At 70.0% G+C, this 22,359-nt stretch carries 25 protein-coding genes; 14 read left to right on the top strand and 11 right to left on the bottom strand.

Translation table 11 applies throughout. The features are described 5' to 3' along the window. The first annotated feature begins 4 nt into the window (after positions 1–4). Together dtd and RT323_RS01265 are read left to right on the top strand one after the other, a co-directional pair. Positions 5–442 (top strand): D-aminoacyl-tRNA deacylase, encoded by a 438-nt coding sequence (dtd, locus tag RT323_RS01260; RefSeq protein ID WP_313404327.1) that lies wholly within the window; start codon positions 5–7, stop codon positions 440–442. Between the two features lie 61 nt (positions 443–503). After that, a complete protein-coding gene (locus RT323_RS01265) occupies positions 504–1,613 on the top strand; it encodes an LCP family protein (RefSeq protein WP_313404329.1) in 1,110 nt (369 codons plus the stop codon). Positions 1,614–1,617: 4 nt separating this feature from the next. On the opposite strand, the gene RT323_RS01270 is transcribed toward RT323_RS01265, so the two are convergent. After that, positions 1,618–2,031, bottom strand: a complete 414-nt coding sequence (locus tag RT323_RS01270) for a CoA-binding protein (protein WP_313404331.1) — start codon at positions 2,029–2,031, stop codon at positions 1,618–1,620. Between the two features lie 74 nt (positions 2,032–2,105). Between RT323_RS01270 and RT323_RS01275 the strand changes: the two genes are divergently transcribed. After that, positions 2,106–2,573 (top strand): adenylyltransferase/cytidyltransferase family protein, encoded by a 468-nt coding sequence (locus tag RT323_RS01275; protein ID WP_313404333.1) that lies wholly within the window; start codon positions 2,106–2,108, stop codon positions 2,571–2,573. A 36-nt stretch (positions 2,574–2,609) separates the two neighbouring features. On the opposite strand, the gene RT323_RS01280 is transcribed toward RT323_RS01275, so the two are convergent. From RT323_RS01280 to RT323_RS01300, 5 genes are all read right to left on the bottom strand, one after another. Next, on the bottom strand, positions 2,610–3,932 hold the full coding sequence (locus RT323_RS01280; protein WP_313404335.1) for a hypothetical protein: 1,323 nt from the start codon (positions 3,930–3,932) through the stop codon (positions 2,610–2,612). A gap of 182 nt (positions 3,933–4,114) precedes the next feature. After that, a complete protein-coding gene (locus RT323_RS01285; protein ID WP_313404337.1) occupies positions 4,115–4,411 on the bottom strand; it encodes a DUF1416 domain-containing protein in 297 nt (98 codons plus the stop codon). A gap of 1 nt (position 4,412) precedes the next feature. Then, entirely contained in the window at positions 4,413–5,261 is an 849-nt protein-coding gene (locus RT323_RS01290; RefSeq protein ID WP_313404339.1) for a sulfurtransferase, read from the bottom strand. 52 nt (positions 5,262–5,313) lie between these two features. Beyond that, the gene (locus tag RT323_RS01295; protein ID WP_313404340.1) at positions 5,314–5,751 is read right to left on the bottom strand and encodes a DUF4395 domain-containing protein; all 438 of its coding nucleotides are present in this window, start codon (positions 5,749–5,751) and stop codon (positions 5,314–5,316) included. A gap of 213 nt (positions 5,752–5,964) precedes the next feature. Beyond that, on the bottom strand, positions 5,965–6,387 hold the full coding sequence (locus RT323_RS01300) for a thioredoxin family protein (RefSeq protein ID WP_313404342.1): 423 nt from the start codon (positions 6,385–6,387) through the stop codon (positions 5,965–5,967). 166 nt (positions 6,388–6,553) lie between these two features. On the opposite strand from RT323_RS01300, the gene RT323_RS01305 reads away from it, so the two are divergent. Next, positions 6,554–7,309, top strand: a complete 756-nt coding sequence (locus RT323_RS01305) for a response regulator transcription factor (RefSeq protein ID WP_313404344.1) — start codon at positions 6,554–6,556, stop codon at positions 7,307–7,309. 3 nt (positions 7,310–7,312) lie between these two features. Here RT323_RS01305 and RT323_RS01310 read toward each other — a convergent pair whose 3' ends face one another. Next, entirely contained in the window at positions 7,313–8,071 is a 759-nt protein-coding gene (locus tag RT323_RS01310) for an HAD-IIB family hydrolase (protein WP_313404346.1), read from the bottom strand. Positions 8,072–8,095: 24 nt separating this feature from the next. On the opposite strand from RT323_RS01310, the gene manA reads away from it, so the two are divergent. Beyond that, a complete protein-coding gene (gene manA / locus RT323_RS01315; RefSeq protein ID WP_313404347.1) occupies positions 8,096–9,307 on the top strand; it encodes a mannose-6-phosphate isomerase, class I in 1,212 nt (403 codons plus the stop codon). A gap of 138 nt (positions 9,308–9,445) precedes the next feature. Here the strand turns inward: manA and RT323_RS01320 are convergent, their stop codons facing one another. Then, positions 9,446–10,498 carry a mannose-1-phosphate guanylyltransferase gene (locus RT323_RS01320; protein ID WP_313404349.1) on the bottom strand — a complete coding sequence of 351 codons (1,053 nt, stop codon included), beginning with the start codon at positions 10,496–10,498 and terminating at the stop codon, positions 9,446–9,448. A gap of 73 nt (positions 10,499–10,571) precedes the next feature. Between RT323_RS01320 and RT323_RS01325 the strand changes: the two genes are divergently transcribed. The 9 genes from RT323_RS01325 (at position 10,572) to pstB (ending at position 20,344) form a co-directional block, all read left to right on the top strand. Beyond that, the gene (locus tag RT323_RS01325; RefSeq protein ID WP_313404351.1) at positions 10,572–11,999 is read left to right on the top strand and encodes a carboxyl transferase domain-containing protein; all 1,428 of its coding nucleotides are present in this window, start codon (positions 10,572–10,574) and stop codon (positions 11,997–11,999) included. Beyond that, positions 11,996–12,784, top strand: coding sequence for a mycothiol synthase (mshD, locus tag RT323_RS01330; RefSeq protein WP_313404353.1), 789 nt, complete (start codon positions 11,996–11,998; stop codon positions 12,782–12,784). Before RT323_RS01325 ends, mshD begins: the two co-directional genes overlap by 4 nt. Before the next feature lie 161 nt (positions 12,785–12,945). After that, positions 12,946–13,137 (top strand): hypothetical protein, encoded by a 192-nt coding sequence (locus tag RT323_RS01335; RefSeq protein ID WP_313404355.1) that lies wholly within the window; start codon positions 12,946–12,948, stop codon positions 13,135–13,137. A 44-nt stretch (positions 13,138–13,181) separates the two neighbouring features. Beyond that, positions 13,182–15,314 (top strand): RNA degradosome polyphosphate kinase, encoded by a 2,133-nt coding sequence (locus RT323_RS01340; protein ID WP_313404356.1) that lies wholly within the window; start codon positions 13,182–13,184, stop codon positions 15,312–15,314. Continuing rightward, positions 15,311–16,174, top strand: coding sequence for an NUDIX domain-containing protein (locus RT323_RS01345; protein WP_313404357.1), 864 nt, complete (start codon positions 15,311–15,313; stop codon positions 16,172–16,174). The genes RT323_RS01340 and RT323_RS01345 overlap by 4 nt, the downstream gene beginning before the upstream one ends. 192 nt (positions 16,175–16,366) lie before the next feature. Continuing rightward, the gene (gene pstS / locus RT323_RS01350; protein WP_313404358.1) at positions 16,367–17,461 is read left to right on the top strand and encodes a phosphate ABC transporter substrate-binding protein PstS; all 1,095 of its coding nucleotides are present in this window, start codon (positions 16,367–16,369) and stop codon (positions 17,459–17,461) included. Between the two features lie 76 nt (positions 17,462–17,537). Next, the gene (gene pstC / locus RT323_RS01355; protein WP_313404360.1) at positions 17,538–18,470 is read left to right on the top strand and encodes a phosphate ABC transporter permease subunit PstC; all 933 of its coding nucleotides are present in this window, start codon (positions 17,538–17,540) and stop codon (positions 18,468–18,470) included. Between the two features lies 1 nt (position 18,471). Continuing rightward, entirely contained in the window at positions 18,472–19,545 is a 1,074-nt protein-coding gene (gene pstA, locus RT323_RS01360; RefSeq protein ID WP_313404362.1) for a phosphate ABC transporter permease PstA, read from the top strand. 19 nt (positions 19,546–19,564) lie between these two features. After that, positions 19,565–20,344, top strand: coding sequence for a phosphate ABC transporter ATP-binding protein PstB (gene pstB / locus RT323_RS01365; RefSeq protein WP_313404364.1), 780 nt, complete (start codon positions 19,565–19,567; stop codon positions 20,342–20,344). A 121-nt stretch (positions 20,345–20,465) separates the two neighbouring features. On the opposite strand, the gene RT323_RS01370 is transcribed toward pstB, so the two are convergent. The 3 genes from RT323_RS01370 to RT323_RS01380 all read right to left on the bottom strand — a co-directional run bounded on the left by RT323_RS01370 (position 20,466) and on the right by RT323_RS01380 (position 22,341). Then, on the bottom strand, positions 20,466–21,491 hold the full coding sequence (locus RT323_RS01370; RefSeq protein WP_313404365.1) for an inorganic phosphate transporter: 1,026 nt from the start codon (positions 21,489–21,491) through the stop codon (positions 20,466–20,468). Beyond that, positions 21,492–22,109, bottom strand: coding sequence for a DUF47 family protein (locus RT323_RS01375; RefSeq protein WP_313404367.1), 618 nt, complete (start codon positions 22,107–22,109; stop codon positions 21,492–21,494). A gap of 79 nt (positions 22,110–22,188) precedes the next feature. Continuing rightward, a complete protein-coding gene (locus tag RT323_RS01380; protein ID WP_313404369.1) occupies positions 22,189–22,341 on the bottom strand; it encodes a hypothetical protein in 153 nt (50 codons plus the stop codon). Between the last annotated feature and the right edge of the window lie 18 nt (positions 22,342–22,359).

The following is a 22,359-nucleotide window of genomic DNA, read 5'->3' on the forward strand; positions in this document are numbered from 1 at the left end:
TCGCGTGCGCGCAGTGATCCAGCGGGTGAGTCGGGCCCAGGTCCTCGTCGACGGCGCCGTGGTCGGCGTGCTCGACGAGCCGGGCCTGGTCGTCCTGCTGGGCGTCACCCACGACGACACCAGCGATGACGCGAAGCGGCTGGCGGCCAAGATCGTGCGGCTGCGGATCATGCGCGGCGAGCAGTCCGTCGACGAGGTCGGCGGCGGCGTGCTGGCGATCAGCCAGTTCACCCTGTTCGCCGACACACGCAAGGGCCGGCGGCCCTCGTGGGGCGCAGCGGCCCCCGGCCCGGCGGCCGAGCCGCTCTACGACGAGTTCTGCGCCGCGATCGAGTCGGCCGGCGTCACCGTGGCACGCGGCGTGTTCGGCGCGGACATGGCGGTCGACCTGGTCAACGACGGGCCCGTGACGATTCTCATGGATTCACGGTCGGAAACCTGAACGGGACTCTCAGCAACGCCCTTCATACTGGGAAGGTTCCACAACGACAGGAGATCCCCCGGTGAGCGACGCCCCCGAACCGGTCCGTAGACCCGGATCGCGTGCGTCGAACCGTCGCTCCTTCCGCCAGCGCCACCCCGTGATCGTGTGGGCCGTGGTGCTGGTGGTGCTGCTGCCGGTCGTGGGAGGCGCGTCGTACGCGTGGAACCTCAAGCGCAAGCTGGACGACCTCGAGACGGTCAAGCTGAACCCCTCGAAGGAGAAGCCCGACCCCGACGAGGGCCGCGCGCTCAACATCCTGCTGCTGGGCTCGGACAAGGGCGAGGCGGGCGAGGGACAGCCCAAGAACACGACGATCGCCGAGGACGCCGCCTCGGGCGACTGGCCCGTCGGCAAGTACCGCAGCGACACCCTGATGATCGTCCACATCCCGGCGAACCGGAAGAAGGTCTACCTCGTCTCGGTCCCGCGCGACTCGCTCGTGCCGATCTACGACGAGAAGGGCGAGTCCATCGGCTCGGACAAGATCAACGCCGCCTTCGCGGCCGGTGGCCCGGTGGCGTCGATCAACACCATCGAGAAGCTGACCGGGCTCAAGATGGACCACCTGGCGATCATCGACTGGGAGGGCTTCCGCGACCTCTCGACGGCCGTCGGCGGTGTCGAGGTCACGATCCCCCGCTCCTTCTACGACCCCCAGCAGAAGATCCAGTGGGACGCCGGGACGCAGACGCTCGAGGGGAACAAGGCCCTGCAGTACGTGCGCACCCGCTACGGGCTGATCGGCGGCGACTTCGACCGGATCAAGCGTCAGCAGAACTTCATGCGCTCGCTCATGGGCAAGATGCTCGACTCCGGCGTCACCACGAGTCCTCGCCGGCTCAGCAGCACGGTCGGCGCACTGACGAAGAACCTGACGGTGGACGAGGGCTGGTCCGGCACCGCCATGGCGAAGCTGGCGCTGTCGCTGCGTGGCATCGGCACCGAGGACGTCACGTTCATGACGGCACCGGTCCAGGGCACCGCCAACGACCCCACCCACGGGAGCATCGTGGTGCTGCAGGAGGACAAGATGGGCGAGCTCTTCACCGCGCTGGGCAAGAGCCGGATGGGCGCCTATCTGAAGAAGTATCCCGACGAGGTCCTGCCGGACGCCGAGGACGTGTCCTGAGGGCTCAGCGACCCCGGCGGCTCCACTCGATCGCGGGACACGCGTCCATCACCATCGGCACCCCGGCCGCGACGGTGCGCTCGAACGCCGCCTCGTCGATGACGCCCAGCTGGAACCAGACGGCCTTCGCCCCGACCTCGACGGCCTGGTCGGCGAACGGGCCGGCGTCCTCGGACCGGCGGAACACGTCGACGACGTCGATCGGGAACGGCACGTCGGCCAGCGTCGCGTAGCCCTGCTCCCCCAGCACCGTCGGCGCGTCCGGATGGATCGGCACGATGCGCTTGCCGCGCCGTTGCAGCAGCTGCGCGATCGAGTAGGCGGTGCGCGCCCTGTTGTTCGAGAGGCCCACGACGGCCCAGGTCTCGAGGTCGTCGAGCATCAGTGAGACGGAGGTCCGATCCTGCCAGTCGGTCATGCCTCGACGGTATCGCCGTGCGCCGCGTGCCGCCGCTGGACGATGGTGCGCCGATCGGTCCGTATCCTGATCGCGTGACGACCGTCCTGACCTACGGAACCTTCGACCTGTTCCACATCGGCCACCTGCGCCTGCTGGAGCGACTCTCGGCGATGGGCGACCGGCTCGTCGTCGGTGTCTCGACCGATGAGTTCAACGCCGGCAAGGGCAAGAGCACGGTGGTCCCCTACGAGGACCGGGCCGCGATCGTCGGCTCCATCAAGGGCGTGGACCTGGTCCTGCCGGAGGAGTCGTGGGAGCAGAAGCGGCTCGACATCGTCGAGCACGGGGTCGACGTGTTCGTCATGGGCGACGACTGGGCGGGCAAGTTCGACGACCTGTCCGACCTGTGCCGCGTGGAGTACCTGCCGCGGACGAAGGGCATCTCGACCACGGGGCTCAAGGAGATGCTGCGGGTGCTGGACCCCAACCACATCGAGGAGATGCAGGACGCGTTGCGCGTCGTCTCACGCCTGCTCGACCACTACCGCGACCTGACCTGACCTGAGCTCGCGCCGACGGAGTCCGGCTCAGGACGGTCAGATCCCGTACTGGAACTCGACGATCATCCAGCCGAAGAACCCGAAGCCCAGCGCACACCACACGACGCCCGCCGCCGCGAGCAGGACACCGCCTCCCCATCGACGCGTGCGGTCCCGGGCGACCCACAGCACGCCGCGCACGACGAACGGCAGGCTGAGCAGCAGGACGGGCAGGAGCAGCAGCCGCGGCCTGGCGTGCATGATCCCGTCCGACCCCAGCACGCTCCCGGCCACGAGGATCGCCGTCAGCCAGACCTGCCACGGCAGCCAACGGCGCAGCAACGGCCACAGCGACGAGGCGCACAGCACGCCGGCGACGATGATCGCCCAGCTCGACAGCACGTAGGCCACCTCGTCGTGGTCGCCCCGGTTCTGCACCACGAGGTGCTCGCTCAGCCACGAGAGCGTGGCCAGACCGAGGTCGAACTGCGAGCTCCAGCCTCGCTCCTGAGCGGCGAAGTACCCGCCGATCTCGGCGACCACGCCGTCGGCCCAGTGCAGGTACGAAGCCATGCCCAACGCGCCCACGAAGGGCGCCGTCACCGCTGCGACGGGGAACCCCGGCCGTCGGCGGGCCCACCCCCACAGCTCGACGGCGGCCACGACGACCAGCGTCAGGATCAACGCGATCGCGGTGAGACGGGTCAGCCCGGCGAACAGGGTCAGCACGCCCGCGGCGAGATACCGACGGCGCAACATCATCACCAGCGCCCACACCGTCAGGGCGCTGAACAGCGCCTCGGAGTACGGCATCCAGTAGATGAAGCTCATCGGCGCACCGAAGGCCAGGACGGTGACCGCCACCGTCAGCACGACCTGCGTGCGGACCGACAGCGCGGGCGGCACTGACCCCTCGGTGGGCATGCGCCGCGCGACGTCGAGAGCCAGCCGTGCGACTCCCCAGGCGAACACGAAGGAGGCCGCGGCCGACACGACCAGCGCCGCGATGAACGTCGCATCCTGCTTCCCCAGCACCGAGAGCGGCGAGGAGAACATCCTGACCAGGACCGGGTAGCCCGGGAAGAAGGCCACGGACTGCCACTCGACGCGCTCGCTCGGGTCCGGCGAGACGGAGAACCCGAAGTAGCCGAACTCCGCGATCTTGGTCATCCACCCCGCGTCCCACTTGATCAGGACGTCGCGCAGAGCCTTGTCGTCCTGGGCGGCCCACGCAGCGAGAGCCCACGCCTGGAGCAGGCCGAGTGTCGCGGCCGTCACGATGGCGGAGACCGGGACGGCCAGCCGGCGGGACCGCGGGGCGGGAGACGCCGGCCGCGTGGGCACGGACTCCTGCACCTCGTCCGCGTACGCAGTCGACATCGTTCTCCCTCGCTCGACCTGGCCTGCCGCCGACGAGGATACGGGCCCGCATGGACTCGCAGAAGCCTGCGTGAACTGCGAGTTGCACCGTCACCGGCTTCGGTCACGACCACCGCCACGGCCGCACGGAACGGCGAGAGGCCGGGACCCCGTCGCGGGTCCCGGCCTCTCGGCGTGCTGTGTCAGATGGCGACGGCGACCTCGGCCACCGAGCCCTTGGCCGCGACGACCTGCGAGTCGACGATCTCGGCGCGCGGCGCGAGCGTGCGCAGCGTCCAGTCGCCCGGCGCGGCGAAGAACCGGAACTGGCCCGTCGCCGACGTCGGCACCTCGGCGGTGAACTCGCCGTTGCGGTCGAGCAGGCGCACGTAGGCGTTGCCCACCGGCTGGTCGTCACGCAGGACGACGCCCTGGATCACGGCCTGGTTGGTGACGTCGACGCCCTCCAGGCTCGGTCCACCCTTGATGGCTCCGCACATCTCAGGCCTCCCCGGGCTCGTCGCCGAGCGCGACCGGCACGCCGCGCAGCGAGCCGTACTCGCTCCACGAGCCGTCGTAGTTCTTGACGTTCTTGTAGCCGAGGATCTCGCTCAGCACGAACCACGTGTGCGAGCTGCGCTCGCCGATGCGGCAGTACGCGATCGTGTCCTTGCCCTCGTCGAGGCCCGCGTTCGCGTAGAGCTCCTTGAGGTCCTCGTCCTTCTTGAACGTGCCGTCGTCGTTGGCGGCCTTGCTCCACGGCACGTTGCCGGCGGTGGGGATGTGGCCGCCGATCTGCGCGGCCTCCTGCGGGAGGTGCGCCGGGGCGAGCAGGCGGCCGGCGAACTCGTCGGGGCTGCGCACGTCGATCAGGTTCTGCGAGCCGATCGCCGAGAGGACGTCGTCACGGTAGGCGCGGATGTCCTCGCGCGGCTCCTGCGCCGTGTAGGTGGTGGCCTCACGCTCGGGGACCTCGGCCGTCAGCTCGCGGCTGTCGAGCTCCCACTTCTTGCGGCCGCCGTCGAGCAGGCGCAGGTCCTGGTGCCCGTAGTACTTGAGGTACCAGTACGCGTAGGCCGCGAACCAGTTGTTGTTGCCGCCGTAGAAGACGATCGTGTCGTCGTTGGACACGCCCTTCTCGCTCAGCAGCTTCTCGAGGCGGTCCTTGCTGATGAAGTCGTGGCGGACGCCGTCCTGCAGGTCCTTCTTCCAGTCCAGCTTGACGGCGCCGGGGATGTGCCCCTTGTCGTAGGCCTCGACGTCTTCGTCGACCTCGATGAGGACGACCTTCGGATCGTCCAGGTGGTCCTCGACCCAGTCGGCGTTGACGAGTGCGGTCTCGCGGCTCATGGTGTTCCTTTTCCTCTGCGAAGTGGTGGGTGGGAGGTGATGTCTCAGGCGCTCACGCGACGGTGCGGGCGAGGCGGCGGGTGGTCAGGTAGAGCTCGCAGCCCAGGCAGAAGCCCGTGGCGGCGTTGAGCAGGGCGGCGACGAAGGCGAATCCGACCGCGACCAGGCCGGCGGTGGTGGCACCGGCCAAGAGTGCGACGAGCCCGACGACCGAGAACGTGAGTCCGACGGTCTGGGCGAATCGCGGTGGGCCCGGGTCCTCGGTCCGGGCCGAGGCGCCGATGCGCGGTCGCACGACCGTGCGGAACAGCCACGACCACGGCGAGGCCGTGAGCGACACGAACGCGCCCAGTGCGAACACGATCGCCTGCGCCGCGAGGAGCACCTCGCGCACCGGCGAGGGCGTCACGAGGACGAGCGCGAGCACCACGGTGGTGACGGCGGCGGCGAAGCGCAGCGCACGCGGGTCGACCGAGGTCTGTGAGGGCATGACGGACTCTCCGAACTGGAGGGATGGCTGACAGTACGAAACGTGGGGTGGGACGTCAGCGCAGACGACACAGCGCCGAACGCGTGCGGCAGTTGTCCACTGCGCGGCGTCGGGTGAGGTGTGTCGTGAACATGCGGCAAGCCTAGGGGGCCATCCGGCCTCGACCCCGCCTGAATCCCGCTATGTGAGACGGACGTCCGCATCGCGAGACTGTCAGCGGACGACGGCGGCCTCCAGCGCCACCAGCACCTGGTCGCGCGTGGGCGCACCCGAGGCGCGCGTCACGATCGCGCCCTGCGCGTCCAGCACCAGCACGGTCGGGGTGCGCAGGACGTCGAGTCGCCGCACGAGCTCCAGTTGGGACTCCGCGTCGATCTCGACCGTCGTGACCCCCGGGACGAGGTCGACGACCTGGGTCAGAACCTGACGCGTCGCGCGGCAGGGCGCGCAGAATGAGCTCGAGAACTGCACGAGCGTCGCGCGGTCGCCCAGCGGCGCACCGAGCTCCGCCGCCGAGAGTCGTGGGCGGTCCTCACTCGCGGGACGGGCGGAGAAGCGCCCGTTCTTCCACTGCAGGAGGACGGCCGCCACCGCCGCCGCCACCAACGCGACTCCCAGCACTTCGATCCCGCTCATCGGCCCTCCCGCCTCGGCGCGCACCCATGTGTCATCGGTGTGACATGGGGCGCATGTCGGGGCGCCTGCATCACGCCCCTGTCACATGAAGTATCGTTGACGGCGCAATGAGGCTTCGATGAACACCTGTTCGTCGGGGCCTCGACGTGCATAGGAGGCCAATTCCGTGTCCCACCTGCTGCTGCTGACGAAGACGACGCAGTCCTCTGTCGAGGTCCTGCCCGCGCTCGCGCTGCTCCCCCACCACGTCAAGATCCTCCCCGCGGAGGCCAGCGCCCTGCTCGACGCGCCGCCGTGCGATGCCGTCCTGGTGGACGGTCGCCTCGACCTCGCCCAGGTGCGCAGCCTCACGCGCGTCATCCGCTCGACCGGAATCGAGTGCCCGCTGATCCTCATCCTCACCGAGGGTGGACTCACCGTTGCCGCCTCCGACTGGGGCATGGACGACGTCATCCTCACGACCGCCGGCCCGGCCGAGCTGGAGGCCCGCCTGCGACTGGGCATCGGCCGGATCGCCGCCGGTGGCGACAAGTCCGACGACGACAGCCACGTCATCAGCGCCAGCGGGCTGGTCGTCGACGACGTCACCTACACGGCCAAGCTCGAGGGCCGCTCCCTGGACCTGACGTTCAAGGAGTTCGAGCTGCTCAAGTTCCTCGCGCAGCACCCGGGTCGGGTCTTCACCCGCCAGCAGCTGCTGCAGGAGGTGTGGGGCTACGACTACTTCGGCGGCACCCGCACCGTCGACGTCCACGTGCGGCGCCTGCGCGCCAAGCTGGGCCCCGAGAACGAGACGCTCATCGGCACGGTCCGCAACGTCGGCTACCGCTTCGTCGCCAAGCGCGAGGCGGCCGAGCGCTCGGCCGAGCGGGCCCAGGAGCGCCAGCAGGCGGCACGACAGCAGGTGTCGGGCCGCGCCTGAGGTTCAATCCAGCGTCGGGATGAGGGTCTCGAGGTACTCCACGGTGTCCTCCCACCCCTCGACCGCCTGGCACGGGACCCCAAGCGCGAGCACGGGGTAGTCGTTGCCGTCCGGGTCCAGCCGGTCGCCGACGAACAGCATGTCGTCGAGGCTGATCCCCGTGGCGTCCGCCAACTGCTTCATGCCATAGGCCTTGTCGATGCCCCGGTGCGTGATGTCGACCGACGTGGAGCCGCCGGATCGCACCTCGAGGTCCGTCAGCCGGGCCGCCACCGCATCGCGCAGCAGCGACTTCTTCGCGCCGTCGGGGTCCCACGCCATCTTCGCGTCGATCGGGGCCTGCTGACCCAGCGCCGAGAACGTGATCTGCGAGCCGCGGTCCTCGAGGATGTCGCCCCAGGTCCGCGACTCCCACAGGCCGAGGCGCTTCGCCTCGTCCTCGACCGCGGCGAGCGCACGGTCACGCTCGTCCTCGGTCAGGGCGTGGGCGTAGACGGTGACGATGTCGCCGTCGCGCAGGCGGTAGTACTGCGTCCCGCACGTGGGCAGCAGGTGGATGCGCTCGAGGACGGTCGCGTCGGCCGCGGGCAGCTGCTCGACCACCTGCTTGCGGAACTGCTCGAGCTGTCCGCCCGAGATGATCGCGACCTCGACCCGCTCGGCCAGACGCACCAGCAGGTCGCCGATGGGAGCTGGAATCGCGCACTTCGAGGGGGCGAGGGTGTCGTCGAGATCGAAGGCGACAAGTTGGGGTCGGGACACGCGAGGGAGTCTACTGTTGAGTACATGCGTCGTCTGCACAACATGACCCAGGCCTACGACTGGGGCTCGACCAGCGACATCCCCCGGTTCCTGGGCCGCACGGGCAACGGCGAGCCCGTCGCCGAGATGTGGCTCGGCACCCACCCCCTGGCGCCCTCGCAGGTCGAGACGCCCGAGGGCCTGCGGCCCTTGTCGGACGTCGCGGGCGACGTGCCGTTCATGCTCAAGATCCTCGCGGCCGAGCAGCCGCTGTCGATCCAGGTGCACCCCAACGCCGACGAGGCCCGCGCCGGGTTCGAGCACGAGGAGGCCGCCGGCATCCCCCTCGACTCGCCGCAGCGCGTCTTCAAGGACACGCGGCACAAGCCCGAGATGGTCTACGCGCTGAGCACCTTCGACACGCTCGTCGGGTTCCGCCCGACGGCCGAGATCCTGCGGGTCTTCGCCCAGCTCGACTCCCCCGCGGTCAATGCCGCCTCGGCCACCCTGCGCGCCAAGCCGGGCTTCAAGGGCATCGTCCGGGTCCTCGAGAACCTGCTGATCGCGCCCCCGCCGCCCAACGAGGTCTCGCAGCTCGTCATCCAGTGCAAGGCGCTGGTCCACGACGGCGTCGACATCAAGCGCGCCTACAGCACCGCGTCGATGATCGCCCGCCATCACCCGGGTGACGTGGGCATCGTGGTGTCCCTGCTGCTCAACCGGTTCACGCTGCAGCCCGGCGAGGCGATGTTCCTGGGCACCGGCGTGATCCACGCCCACCTGTCGGGCCTGTGCCTGGAGGCGATGGCGAACTCCGACAACGTCATGCGCGCCGGCCTGACCCGCAAGGCGCTCGATCCCGAGGGCCTGATCCGGTGCCTGGAGGCCGGCATGGCGCGCGTGGCGCGGGTCGAGCCCGGCTACCCCTCGTTCTCGACCGAGGTCTACAGCCCCGCCGTCGAGGAGTTCGCGCTGGCCGTCACGCAGGTCTCGCCCGGCGACCCGGACGGCGTCACGCTCATCACCGCGGCACACTCGATCGTGATGTGCATCGGCGGCGGCGTCCAGGTCCTGAACTCCCACGGCGAGAAGATCTCGCTCAGTCGCGGCGAGGCGGTCTACACCGACGTCGAGGACGGCGAGCTGACGCTCGCCGGCACCGGCGAGGTGGCCCAGATCTACCTGCCCGGCCCGAACACGCCCGACTCCGAGCTCAAGGACCTGCTGGGCGCCCGCCCCGTTCGCGCCATCCCCTGACCTCTTGCGGCCGCGGCAGCGTTCGCGCTCCCGTCTCCACTTTTGGACGCTGTTCCACGCCATTCGGCACGTCAGGCGTGGATGTGCGTCCAAAAGTGGGAACCCGGCGCGGCGCGGACGCCTCGCGGAGCGAAGCGGTCAGAGCAGGTCGTCGCGCTCGAGCTCGGGCAGCCGGCCGACGATCTCCTTGACGCGCTGGGACTGCGCGAGGTCGAGCACGAGGACGGCGTCCGGGGTCTGCACGACGGCGACGTTGCGCAGGCCCAGCACGGCGATCTGCACGCCTTCCTCACCCCGGGCGACGCCGTCGGCGTCGACCCACAGCACGTCGGGCGACGAACCGAGCGGGGCGATCGAGGCGAAGTCGCCCAGGTCGTCCCAGCCGAAGGTCGCCGGGACGACCGCCATGCCACCCTCGGCGGCCAACGGCTCGGCGACGGCATGGTCGATCGCGATCTTGGCCAGGCTGGGCCACGAGCGGCCCAGCTCGGCCACGAAGGTCGGCTTCCCCCACGTGGCGGCGATCGCCCGCAGCCCCGCGGCCAACTCGGGCTGGAACCGCGCGAGCGAGTCCAGCAGGACGGACGCTCGGGCCACGAACATCCCGGCGTTCCAGACGAAGTCGCCCGACGCCAGGTAGTCGCGGGCGGTCTGCTCGTCCGGCTTCTCGACGAACGTGCGGACGGCCCGCGCGGACGCGAAGCCCGCCAGGGGATCCGCCGACTCGATGTAGCCGAACGCGGTGGAGGGCTCGGTGGGAGAGATCCCGATCGTGACGACGTACCCCTGCTCGGCGACCGTGATCGCCTCGCGCACGGCCTCGGCGAAGCGCTCCGGATCGGGGATCCGGTGGTCGGCGGCGAACGACCCGACGACGGCGTCGGGATCCGCGCGCTCGATGATCGCCGCGGCCAGGCCGATCGCGGGCATCGAGTCGCGCGGCGAGGGCTCCAGCAGCAGGTTCACCAGCTCTGGCAGCTGCTCGGCGATCGCGCTGCCGTGGGCGGCACCCGACACGACGTGGATGTTCTCGGCCGAGGTCAGGGGCAGCATCCGGTCCCACGTCTGCTGGATCAGCGTGCGCCCCGTGCCCTCGAGGTCGAGCAGGAACTTGGGCCGCGAGCGACGCGAGAGCGGCCACAGGCGGGTACCCGCCCCACCGGCCGGGATGATGGCGTGAAAGGTGGACACGGCGGTCACTGTAGTGGCCGGACCGCGTCCTGGGCACGGGTCGAGTCGCCCGGAACGGGCCATACTGGGTGCCGTGTCCCGACTGACTGCGCGTGAGCTCATCGACCTCGTCCTCGACCCCGGCACGTGGGAGTCGTGGGACGAGCCGGTCGACCACGACAGCCGCCCCGAGCCCTATCGAACGGACCTGCTGGCCGCCGCCGAGCGGGCCGGCACCGACGAGTCAGTCATCACGGGCCGTGCCCTCATGCGAGGCCGCCCCGTCGCCGTCCTGGTGAACGAGTTCAAGTTCTTGGCGGGATCGATCGGCCAGGTGGCCGCCGAGCGCATCGTCCGGGCAGTCCGGCGCGCGACCGCGGAAGGCATCCCGGTCCTGGCCACCACGGCCTCCGGCGGAACGCGCATGCAGGAGGGCACCCCCGCCTTCGTGCGAATGGTCGACATCTCGCGCGCGCTGATGGACCACAAGGCGGCCGGGCTGCCGTACCTCGTCTACCTGCGCCATCCGACCACCGGCGGCGTGTTCGCGTCCTGGGGCTCGCTGGGGCACATCACGATCGCCGAGCCCGGTGCCCTGGTCGGCTTCCTCGGCCCCAAGGTCTACGAGCTGCTCAACGGCACGCCGTTCCCGCCGGGCATCCAGACCTCGGACAACCTCGCGAACCGCGGCATCATCGACGCCGTCGTCATGCCCGAGGAGCTGCCGTCGATGGTCGACACCGCGCTGTCCATCCTGATCGACCCGCCCGCGGAGCCCAGCCGGCAGCGTCGCGGGCCCGCCACCGAGCGGCGGCACGACGCGTGGGACTCCGTGCTGCTGACCCGCACGCCCGACCGACCCGGGGTCCGCGAGGTACTGCGGTGGGGCACCGACTCCATCATCCGGTTGCAGGGGACCGAGCGCGGTGAGCGCGACGCGGCGATGATCATCGCGCTGGCGCGCATCGACGGCGAGCCGTGCATCGTGATCGGCCAGGACCGCACGACGCAGAGCCGGATCAAGCCCATGGGGCCGGCGGCGCTGCGCGAGGCCCGTCGCGGGATGAAGCTGGCGAACGAGCTGGGGCTGCCGCTCGTGTCCTTCATCGACACCCCCGGCGCCGAGCTGTCGCCCGAGGCCGAGCAGGGCGCCATCGCCGGCGAGATCGCCCGGTGCATCAGCACGATGGCGACGATGCGTGTCCCGTCCGTGTCCGTCCTGCTGGGCCAGGGCTGCGGCGGCGGAGCGCTCGCCCTGCTGCCCGCGTCGCGGGTGATCGCCGCCGAGAACTCGTGGCTGTCGCCGCTGCCGCCCGAGGGCGCGAGCGCGATCGTGTTCGGCGACGTCGAGCACGCCGCACAGCTGTCGAAGGAGCAGCGGATCAGCGCCTTCGACCTGCACGAGTCCGGGGCCGTGCATCACCTCGTGCCCGAGCCCGAGGACGACGACCCCGAGTCCTTCGCCCGGGCGATGGCCGCCGAGGTCGCCCACCAGCTGCGAGCACTCCAGGAGCGCGCATGACCCTGATCGACCTGGCCCGAGTGGCCCACGAGACCGACGGCGTGGCGCCGTTCAACGAGGCCACGACGATCGCCCTGCGCGACGGTGCCCCGCTGCGCCTCGAGCGGTACGACGAGGTGGTCGGAGCCGTCGCCGTCGGGGACGCGCCGGTCGAGTTCGTCGTCCACCCGCGGTACCGGCGCCAAGGGCGTGCACGCGCCCTCGTCGACGACCTCGTCGAGCGCGGCGAGACCCGCTTCTGGGCGCACGGCGACCTGCCCGGGGCTCAGGCACTCGCCGCGGCGACCGGGCTGCGCGCCCTGCGCACGTTGCTGGTGCTGACGACGGTCGATCGAGACGTCCCCGAGCCGCGCGCGGCGGACGGAGTCACCATCCGGCCCTTCCAGGACGCCGACGCCGACGGCGTCATCGCGGTCAACGCGCGTGCCTTCGCCACTCACCCCGAGCAGGGCGCGATGGACCGCGCCGACTTCGACCGGCGCCGCGCCGAGCCCTGGTTCGATCCGGCCGGGCTGTTCGTCGCCGAGCGCGACGGCGACGTCGTGGGGTTCCACTGGACCAAGGTCGAGGACGGGGTCGGCGAGGTCTACGTCGTCGGGGTCGACCCCTCGGCCCACGGCGGCGGCCTCGGGACGGTGCTGACGGCCGTCGGGCTGCGCCACCTATGGGCGCAGGGCGTCGACGCCATCGACCTCTATGTCGAGGGCGACAACGATCCGGCGCTGGCCGTCTACCGCCGACTCGGGTTCACCGAGAAGGCGCGCGACGTGCTCTACGGGCTCTAGGCTCGCACGATCGGGCCGATCCGGCGCTTGCTACACCTCCGCGAGGACCTCATCAGGCGCACGAGTCACACCAAAACCACCATTCACCCTGCGAGAAGTCCAGACGTGCCTCATCATGAAAGTCAGGACTCAGCGTCTCGTACCCAACGAGAGGAACGCAGATGAGCAGCAGCAGCGCCAAGGCCGTGCCGTACGAACCGCGCGACCAGCCCAGCCTGGCCGCGCCCCTGGGCGAGACCCCCGTCGCTCGCCCCGGCTTCCGTCGGTCGATGTCCCTGCTCGTGTTGCTGTCCGTCCCGCTGTGGGCGGCGATCGCCATGAGCGTGTACGTCGCCACCCGACTCCTGGGCTGAGTTCCGTTCACCCGCGCTTCACCTGAACGTGCGATCGTGAAGCCATGGAGACCACCGACCTGACGGTGACCGAACCGCTCGCCTCCTCCCCCGACGAGTTCGACGTCGATCCGCCGTTCGACGCGACGGAGGGCGCGCTGCCCGCCGACCGGTTCCTCGATCGTGAGCTGTCCTGGATCGCCTTCAACGCGCGCGTCCTGGAGATGGCCGAGATCGAGTCGTTGCCCCTGCTCGAGCGCGCCCGCTTCCTGGCGATCTTCGCCAGCAACCTGGACGAGTTCTTCATGGTCCGGATCGCCGGCCTCAAGCGGCGCATCGCCGCCGGCGTCGCGGTCCCGTCGGCCAGCGGGCTCAACCCTCGAGCCGTCCTCAGCTCGAGCCTGCAGGCCAGCCGCGTCCTGCTCGAGCGCCAGGCCGACCTGCTCCACGAGGCGGTCCTGCCCGCGCTCGCGGAACAGGAGATCTGGCTGCTGCGCTGGCACGAGCTCACCGCCGAGGAGCAGGGCCGGATCACGGACTTCTACCACCGTCGCGTCTTCCCGGTGCTGACCCCGCTGGCGGTCGACCCGGCGCACCCGTTCCCGTACATCTCGGGTCTCTCGCTCAACATCGCGCTGGTCATGCGGAACCCGGTGACCGGCAAGGAGCACTTCGCCCGCGTCAAGGTGCCGCCCGTCATCCAGCGCTGGGTCAAGGCGGCGGAGGGGCGCTTCGTCGCCCTCGAGGACATCATCGCGGCGAACCTCGACAGCCTCTTCCCCGGCATGGAGATCATCGACCACCACACGTTCCGCGTCACGCGCAACGAGGACCTGGAGGTCGAGGAGGACGACGCCGAGAACCTGCTCAAGGCACTCGAGAAGGAGCTGCTGCGCCGCCGGTTCGGTCCGCCCGTGCGACTCGAGGTCGACGAGGAGATGTCCGACGCGGTCCTCGAGCTGCTGGTCGGCGAGCTCGGCGTCTCGGACGAGGAGGTCATCCGGCTGAGCGGGCCGCTGGACCTGCGCAGCCTCAACGAGATCGCCGACATCGACCGGCCCGACCTGAAGTTCCCCCCGTTCGTGCCCAGCACGCACGAGCACCTCGCCGAGGTCGAGACCGCCAGCCCGGCCGACATGTTCAGCGCCCTGCGCAAGCGGGACGTGCTGGTCCACCACCCGTACGACTCGTTCGCCACGAGCGTGCAGCGGTTCGTCGAGCAGGCCGCCGCCGACCCGCAGGTGCTCGCGATCAAGCAGACGCTCTACCGCACCTCCGGCGACTCGCCGATCATCGACTCGCTCGTCGACGCGGCACGCGCCGGCAAGCAGGTGCTGGTCCTGGTCGAGATCAAGGCGCGCTTCGACGAGCAGGCGAACATCCGCTGGGCCCGCAAGCTCGAGCGGGCCGGCTGCCACGTCGTGTACGGGCTCGTCGGCCTCAAGACGCACTGCAAGCTGGCGCTCGTGATCCGCGACGAGCCCGACGGGCTCCGCCGTTACGCCCACATCGGCACCGGCAACTACAACCCGAAGACCGCCCGGCACTACGAGGACCTCGGCCTGCTGACCTCGAACCCCGAGATCACGCACGACCTGACCGAGCTGTTCAACAGCCTGTCGGGCTATGCGATGACGAGCGACTACGACCGCCTGCTCGTCGCCCCGCGCGAGCTCCGCAAGGGTCTGCTCGCGCGCATCGACCACCAGATCGAGAGCCACCGGGCGGGCCGCCCCGCCCGCATCGCGTTCAAGCTCAACTCGCTGGTCGACGAGACGCTCATCGACAAGCTCTACGAGGCCTCCCGCGCGGGGGTCGAGGTCGATCTCGTCATCCGCGGGATCTGCGCCCTGCGACCGGGCGTGCCCGGGCTCTCCGAGCGGATCCGGGTCCGCAGCGTCCTGGGCCGCTTCCTCGAGCACAGCCGTGTCTTCACCTTCGGCGCCGGCGAGGACAGCGAGGTGTGGATCGGCTCGTCCGACCTCATGCACCGCAACCTCGACCGACGCATCGAGGTGCTCGTGAAGCTCCCCTCGCGCGAGCACACCGAGCAGCTGACCGAGCTGCTCGAGCTGATGAGCGACGACGAGACCCTGTCGTGGCACCTGGGACCCGACGGCAGCTGGACCCGCGTGGACGGCACGAACGTCCAGGAGGTGCTCATCGCCCGAGCTCGCTCCCGTCGCTCCCGCGCATGACGAACAAGGTCATCCAGGCCGCCGGCGGCATCGTGTGGCGCAAGGCCGCCCCCGGCGCCATCGAGGTGCTGCTGGTCCACCGGCCGCGCTACGACGACTGGACCTTCCCGAAGGGCAAGGCCGATCCCGGCGAGCCGCTGCCCGTCACCGCGGTGCGCGAGATCGCCGAGGAGACGGGGTACGAGGTGCGGCTCGTGCACCCGCTCCCTGAGGTGACCTACCGCGTCAAGGGCGGCGTGAAACAGGTCGCGTACTGGACTTGCCGCCTCGTGGGCGACGAGTCGGACTTCCAGCCCAACCGCGAGGTGGACGAGCTGAGGTGGGTGGCGCCGCGCGACGCCCGCAAGAAGCTGAGCTACGAGCACGACCGCAGCCTGCTGGAGGCGTTCGAGGACGTGACGGCGCAGAAGCGCCACAAGTCGCGCACCCTGATCGTGCTGCGCCACGCGAAGGCGATGACCCGCGCCGAGTTCGACGGCGGCGACCTCGAACGGCCGCTCGCCGCCGCGGGCCACGACCGCTCGAAGGAGCTCGTCCCCCTGCTGACCGCCTTCGGCGTCCGCCGCGTCGTCAGCAGCCCGGCGACCCGCACCGTGCAGACCGTCGACCCCTACATCGCGACCACCGATGAGCTGCTCGAGCTGGACGACCGCCTCGGCGACGGCGTGCCCGCCGGACAGGTCGAGCGGGCGATCGAGGCACTCATGGGCACGAAGCGGCCGACCGTGGCGTGCACCCACCGCCCGACCCTGCCGGACGTCTACGCTGCCCTGGGCATCAGCGGGCCGGTCCTGTCGCCCGGCCAGGGCCTCGTGATCCACCACCGCAAGGGCAAGGTCGTCGCCTCCGAGCTGATCTGAGCCCCGGCGCAAGGACGTCGCGTGTGACGTGGCGCACCCGTTCCTGCCCGGATTACCAGGACCTCGAACCCATCATTCCCCGATGGTTCACCTCCTGTTCACCCTCGTCGCGGGATCGATACACCTGGGATTCCTAGCGTGGGGTTGTTCGAGGCGATCGCCTCCACACAGCTCCAAGAGAGGGAAACTCACGTGAACCGCAAGTCCTTGCGCACCATGGCCGCCACCACGGCCGGAGCTGCGCTGCTCTTCGGCCTGTCCGCCTGTGGCGCCGCCAACGAGGGCGACTCCGGCAGCGACTCCGACGGCGGCAGCTCGCTCAGCGGCACGCTCAACGGTGCCGGCGCCAGCTCGCAGCAGTCCGCCGTCAACGCGTGGAAGCAGGGCTTCCAGACCGCGAACGCGGACGTCACCGTCAACTACGACGCCATCGGCTCCGGCGGCGGACGTGAGCAGTTCATCGCGGGCGGCGTCTCGTTCGCCGGCTCGGACGCGTTCCTCGACGACGAGGAGGTCGCGAGCGCGACGGAGCGCTGCAGCTCCGACATCGTGACCGTCCCGGTCTACGTCAGCCCTGTCGCCGTCGTCTACAACCTCGACGGCGTCGAGGACCTGCAGCTCTCGGCCAAGACGCTCGGCGCGATCTTCGCGGGCGACATCACCACGTGGAACGACAAGGCAATCGCGGCGGACAACCCCGACGCGGAGCTGCCCGACTCGGCCATCACGCCCGTCCACCGCGGTGACGCCTCGGGCACCACCGAGAACTTCACCGCGTACCTCGACGCCGCTTCCGAGGGCTCCTGGTCGCACGGCGAGGTCGAGGAGTGGCCGGTCAAGGGTGGCGAGGCCGCCCAGCAGACCTCCGGCGTGATCCAGGCCGTCTCCGGCGGCCAGGGCACGATCGGCTACGCCGACGCCAGCCAGGCCGGCGAGCTGAGCACCGTCGCGGTCAAGGTCGGCGAGGAGTTCGTCGCGCCGACGCCCGAGGCCGCCGCCAAGGTCCTCGACTCCGCGACGCCGGTCGAGGGTCGCGCCGAGACCGACATGGCCCTCGAGATCGACCGCACGACCGACGCCGCGGGCGTCTACCCGATCGTCCTGGTCTCGTACCAGATCGCGTGCCAGGAGTACGAGGACGCCAAGGAGGCCGAGCTGGTCAAGGAGTGGCTGACCTACGTCGCCAGCGCCGACGGCCAGGCCGCGTCCGCCGACGCCGCCGGCTCCGCGCCGCTGTCGGACGACTTCTCCGCCAAGGTCCAGGAAGCCATCGACTCGATCGCCTGATGCCTTTGGTCCGGGCGAGGGACGATCTTCCTCGCCCGGGTCATGGGCACCAGACGACCTCCACCAAGGACACCATGTGAGCACCTCCACCGAACCGCGACCGGCCACCAGGCCGGGAGACCGCGTCTTCCGCGGCATCTCCCTGGGCGCGGCCATCGTCATCCTGGCGACTCTCGCCGGGGTGGCGATCTTCCTGACCGCCGAGGGCATCCCCGGTGTCACGGCCTCCCCCGACGAGGTCAAGAGCGGCGAGACGTTCCTCAACTACGTCACCCCGCTCGTCTTCGGCACGCTGTGGGCCGCGGTCATCGCCCTGGCCATCGCGACCCCCGTCGCGATCGGCGTCGCGCTGTTCATCTCGCACTACGCACCGCGCAAGCTGGCGCAGCCGATCGGCTACCTCATCGACCTGCTCGCAGCGGTGCCCAGCGTCGTGTACGGCACGTGGGGCATCCTGACGCTCTCGTCGGCGATCCAGCCGGTCTACGTGTGGCTCGAGGAGAACCTCGGCTTCATCCCGCTGTTCGCCGGGCCCGCCTCGGCGACCGGCCGCACGCTGCTCACGGCGGCCCTCGTCCTCGCGATCATGGTGCTGCCGATCATGACGGCGATCTGCCGCGAGATCTTCCTGCAGACGCCGCGCCTGCACGAGGAGGCCGCACTGGCCCTGGGCGCGACCCGCTGGGAGATGACCAAGATGGCCGTCTTCCCGTATGCGCGCTCGGGCATGGTCTCGGCCGCGATGCTCGCCCTCGGCCGCGCCCTCGGCGAGACGATGGCGGTCGCCATGGTGCTGAGCGCCTCGGGCGTCATCACCTTCAACGTCATCAGCTCGGGCAACCCCAACACCATCGCGTCGAACATCGCGCAGTCCTTCCCCGAGGCGAGCGGCCTGACCGTGAACGCCCTGATCGCCACCGGACTGGTGCTGTTCATCATCACCTTCATCGTCAACTTCGCCGCGCGGGCCATCGTCGCGCGCAACAAGGAATTCTCGGGAGCGAACTGAGATGACCACCACCACCCTGACCCCGCCTCCCCGCGCGGACGACCTCGCGGACTCCCTGCGCACGCGGACGCTTCCCGTCGCGGCCGTGCGCACGATCCACGCCGTCGCGATCGCGCTGGTCGTCCTGGGCCTGTTCGGGATCGTCGGCGGTGTCCGCCTGGCGCTGCTCGGCTACGCGCTGACGTTCACCGTCCCGATCTGGTCGCGTGTCGTCGAGGGCGGCCGGCGCGCCACCGACCGGCTCGTGACGCTGCTGGTCACCTCCGCCTTCGGCCTGGCCCTCATCCCGCTCGGCAGCATCATGTGGTCCGTCCTCGAGCAGGGCCTGCCGGTCCTGAGCGCCGAGTTCTTCACGTACTCGATGCGCAACGTCGTCGGCGAGGGCGGCGGCATCTACCACGCGATGATCGGCACCCTGCTGATCACCGCGGGAGCCACCGCCATCTCGGTGCCGATCGGCCTGTTCACCGCGATCTACCTGATCGAGTACGGCGAGGACGGTCGCATGTCGACCTGGATCCGCTTCCTGGTCGACGTCATGACGGGCATCCCGTCGATCGTCGCCGGCCTGTTCGCCTACGCCCTGTTCGTCGTGTTCTTCGGTGACGGAGTCCGGATGGGCATCGGCGGCGCGGTCGCGCTCGCGGTGCTGATGGTTCCCACGGTCGTGCGCTCCTGCGAGGAGATGCTCAAGCTGGTCCCCAACGAGCTGCGCGAGGCCTCGTACGCCCTCGGTGTGCCGAAGTGGCGGACGATCGTCAAGGTCGTCCTGCCGACCGCACTGGCCGGCATCGTCACGGGCATCACGCTCGCGATCGCGCGGGTCATCGGCGAGACCGCTCCCCTGCTGGTCATCGCCGGCGCGACCGACTCGGTCAACTTCAACCTCTTCGACGGACGCATGGCGACCCTCCCGGTCTTCACGTACTCGTCGATCATGCAGCCCGGCGTGCCGCCGGAGCCCAGCATCGAGCGCGCCTGGGGCGCGGCGCTCGTCCTGCTGGTCATCGTCATGGTGCTGAACCTCGTCGCCCGCCTCGTCTCCCACTTCTTCTCGCCCAAGGGCGAGCGCTGACCTCCCGGAAGGAACCCTCATGGCCAAGAGCATCGACGTCTCGGACCTGAACATCTACTACGGCGACTTCCTCGCCGTCGAAGGCGTCAACATCGCCATCCCCGCCCGCGCCGTCACGGCGTTCATCGGCCCCTCGGGCTGCGGCAAGTCGACCTTCCTGCGGTCACTCAACCGCATGCACGAGGTGATCCGCGGCGCCCGCGTCGAGGGCAAGGTCCTCGTCGACGGCCAGGACCTGTACGCCGGCGACATGGACCCGGTGAACGTCCGCCGCAAGATCGGCATGGTCTTCCAGCGGCCGAACCCGTTCCCGACGATGTCGATCTCGCAGAACGTCCTGGCGGGACAGCGGCTGAACAGCAAGCGGATGAAGAAGACCGAGGCCGACGACATCGTCGAGCAGGCACTGCGGGCCGCCGGCCTGTGGGCCGAGGTCAAGGACCGCCTCGACCGCCCCGGCTCGAGCCTCTCCGGCGGCCAGCAGCAGCGCCTGTGCATCGCACGCGCCGTGGCCGTGGAGCCCGAGGTCCTGCTGATGGACGAGCCGTGCTCGGCGCTGGACCCCATCTCGACGAGCGTCATCGAGGACCTTATCCACGAGCTCAAGAGCGAGTACACGATCGTGATCGTCACCCACAACATGCAGCAGGCGGCCCGCGTCTCGGACCAGACCGCGTTCTTCAACCTGGCGGGCGTCGGCCAGCCGGGACGGCTCGTGGAGCTGGGCCCCACGGAGAAGATGTTCGCCAACCCCGACGACCCCGCCACCGAGGCCTACATCCAGGGCCGCTTCGGATGATGGGCCGATCGCGCTCGCTTCGCTTCGCGCTCACTCCCGGCTCCGCAGAGCTCCGCCGGGTCGGCCCCTCGTCGCTTCGCTCCTCGCCATGGCGACGAGGTGGCGAGGGCCCTTCCTCCGTCTACGGCAGGAACGGGCGCGCGAGGAAGTAGAACGTCGCGGCGACCGCGGCGGCCGCGGGCATCGTGATGATCCACGCGATGACGATGCCCTTGGCCACACCCCAGCGGACCGCGCTGAAGCGCTTGGTCGCACCGGCGCCCATGATCGCCGAGGTGATGGTGTGCGTCGTCGAGACGGGCGCGTGCAGGCCGATCGCCATGACGTAGAGGACGCTGGCAGCCGTCGCCTCGGCGGCGAAGCCCTTCGGCGGGTCCAGCTCGATGATGCGCCGGCCGAGCGTGCGCATGATGCGCCAGCCGCCCGAGTAGGTGCCGGCGGCGATCGCGCTGGCCGCGGCGACGATGACCCACAACGGGACGTCCTCGCCGTCGTGCAGGCCGCCGGCCACGAGGGCCAGCACGATGATGCCCATCGTCTTCTGGGCGTCCTGCAGTCCGTGACCCAGCGCCATGCCGGCGGCCGAGACGGTCTGGGCGGCGCGGAAGCCACGGTTCACGCGCGTCGGCTTGGCCCGGCGGAAGAGCCACATGATCGCGGTCATGAGGCCGAAGGCGAGGAAGAAGCCCAGCGCGGGGCTGAGGATCATCGGAATCGCGACCTTGTCGACCAGCGTGTCCCAGTGGACGACCGTCGAGGAGGCGACGCCGGCGCCGACGATGCCGCCGATGAGGGCGTGCGAGGACGACGACGGGATGCCGAAGTACCAGGTGATCAGGTTCCACGTGATCGCACCGACGAGCGCGGCCAGCACGATCGTCAGCGCATGGGCGCGGTCGGCATCGGTGACGCTGCTGACCCCGCCGTCGATGTCGATGATCCCCTGGATCGTCTTGGCGACCCCGACACCGAGCCACGCTCCGACGAAGTTCAAGATGGCCGCCATGGCCAGCGCGACGCGCGGCGTCAGCGCCCGGGTCGAGACCGAGGTGGCGATGGCGTTGGCTGCGTCGTGGAAGCCGTTCGTGTAGTCGAACACGAGGGCGATCACGACGACCGTGACCACCATGACCATGACCAGGTCCACTCAGGACTCCTTGACGGCGATCTGCTCGATCGTGTTGGCGACGGTCTCGAGGGCGTCGATCGCCTGCTCCGTCGCCTCGACGATGTCCTTGAGCTTGAGCACCTGCATGGCCTTGTAGTTGCCGTCGAACAGGTCCGCCAGGATCCGGCGGTGGTTCCGGTCGCCCTCGTTCTCGAGACGGTTGATCTCGATCCAGAACTCCTCGAGGTCCTTCATCGTGCGCAGGCGCGGCATCGCCTCGGCCGTGAGGTTGCACGCGCGGCGCAGGACCTCGATCTGGGCGGCGAACGCCTCGGGGAACTCGTGGACGCCGTAGAGGGCGACGCTGTCGACGACCTCCTCCATGTAGTCCATGACGTCGTCGAGGCCGCTGGCCAGGTCGTAGATGTCCTCACGGTCGAAGGGCGTCACGAACGTGCTGTTCACGAGCCGGATGATCGCGTGCGTCGTCTCGTCCGCAGCGTGCTCGGCGTCGTTCATCTCAGCGGCGAGCGCCGCCGTGTCGACGCCCGGCTCGAGCAGTCGGGCGACGATTCCGGCACCTGTGACCAAGTGATTGGCCGACTCGGTGAAAAGGTCGTAGAACGAGGTCTCGACCGGTCGGATGCGAAAACGCACGCGGGGCTCCTCAAACAGGCGGGCGGGCAGACTCTGCCATGGTAGGTGTTCGCGGCGCGCGGCCGTCAACCGAGGCCTGTCAGGCGTCCTGGTCGAGGCCCAGCAGACCGTCGATCTCGTCCTGCGAGAGCCGGTCCCCGGCACCCGACGCGGCGATCATGAGGCGCGAGGTCAGCTCGATCTCGGCCAGCGCGTCATCGTCGCGCAGCCGATCGTCGAGCGGTTCGCTCACGCGTTCACCGGGGGGATG

The sequence above is a fragment of the Aeromicrobium sp. genome (assembly GCF_032084975.1).
GTDB lineage: Bacteria > Actinomycetota > Actinomycetes > Propionibacteriales > Nocardioidaceae > Aeromicrobium.

Bases quoted from the DNA above. Each gene is read 5' to 3' on its own strand.
- RT323_RS01270 (WP_313404331.1), bottom strand. From the start codon at position 2,031: ATGACCGACTGGCAGGATCGGACCTCCGTCTCACTGATGCTCGACGAC.
- RT323_RS01280 (WP_313404335.1), bottom strand. From the start codon at position 3,932: ATGTCGACTGCGTACGCGGACGAGGTGCAGGAGTCCGTGCCCACGCGG.
- RT323_RS01285 (WP_313404337.1), bottom strand. From the start codon at position 4,411: ATGTGCGGAGCCATCAAGGGTGGACCGAGCCTGGAGGGCGTCGACGTC.
- RT323_RS01290 (WP_313404339.1), bottom strand. From the start codon at position 5,261: ATGAGCCGCGAGACCGCACTCGTCAACGCCGACTGGGTCGAGGACCAC.
- RT323_RS01295 (WP_313404340.1), bottom strand. From the start codon at position 5,751: ATGCCCTCACAGACCTCGGTCGACCCGCGTGCGCTGCGCTTCGCCGCC.
- RT323_RS01300 (WP_313404342.1), bottom strand. From the start codon at position 6,387: ATGAGCGGGATCGAAGTGCTGGGAGTCGCGTTGGTGGCGGCGGCGGTG.
- manA (WP_313404347.1), top strand. From the start codon at position 8,096: ATGCGTCGTCTGCACAACATGACCCAGGCCTACGACTGGGGCTCGACC.
- mshD (WP_313404353.1), top strand. From the start codon at position 11,996: ATGACCCTGATCGACCTGGCCCGAGTGGCCCACGAGACCGACGGCGTG.
- RT323_RS01335 (WP_313404355.1), top strand. From the start codon at position 12,946: ATGAGCAGCAGCAGCGCCAAGGCCGTGCCGTACGAACCGCGCGACCAG.
- RT323_RS01340 (WP_313404356.1), top strand. From the start codon at position 13,182: ATGGAGACCACCGACCTGACGGTGACCGAACCGCTCGCCTCCTCCCCC.
- RT323_RS01345 (WP_313404357.1), top strand. From the start codon at position 15,311: ATGACGAACAAGGTCATCCAGGCCGCCGGCGGCATCGTGTGGCGCAAG.
- pstA (WP_313404362.1), top strand. From the start codon at position 18,472: ATGACCACCACCACCCTGACCCCGCCTCCCCGCGCGGACGACCTCGCG.
- pstB (WP_313404364.1), top strand. From the start codon at position 19,565: ATGGCCAAGAGCATCGACGTCTCGGACCTGAACATCTACTACGGCGAC.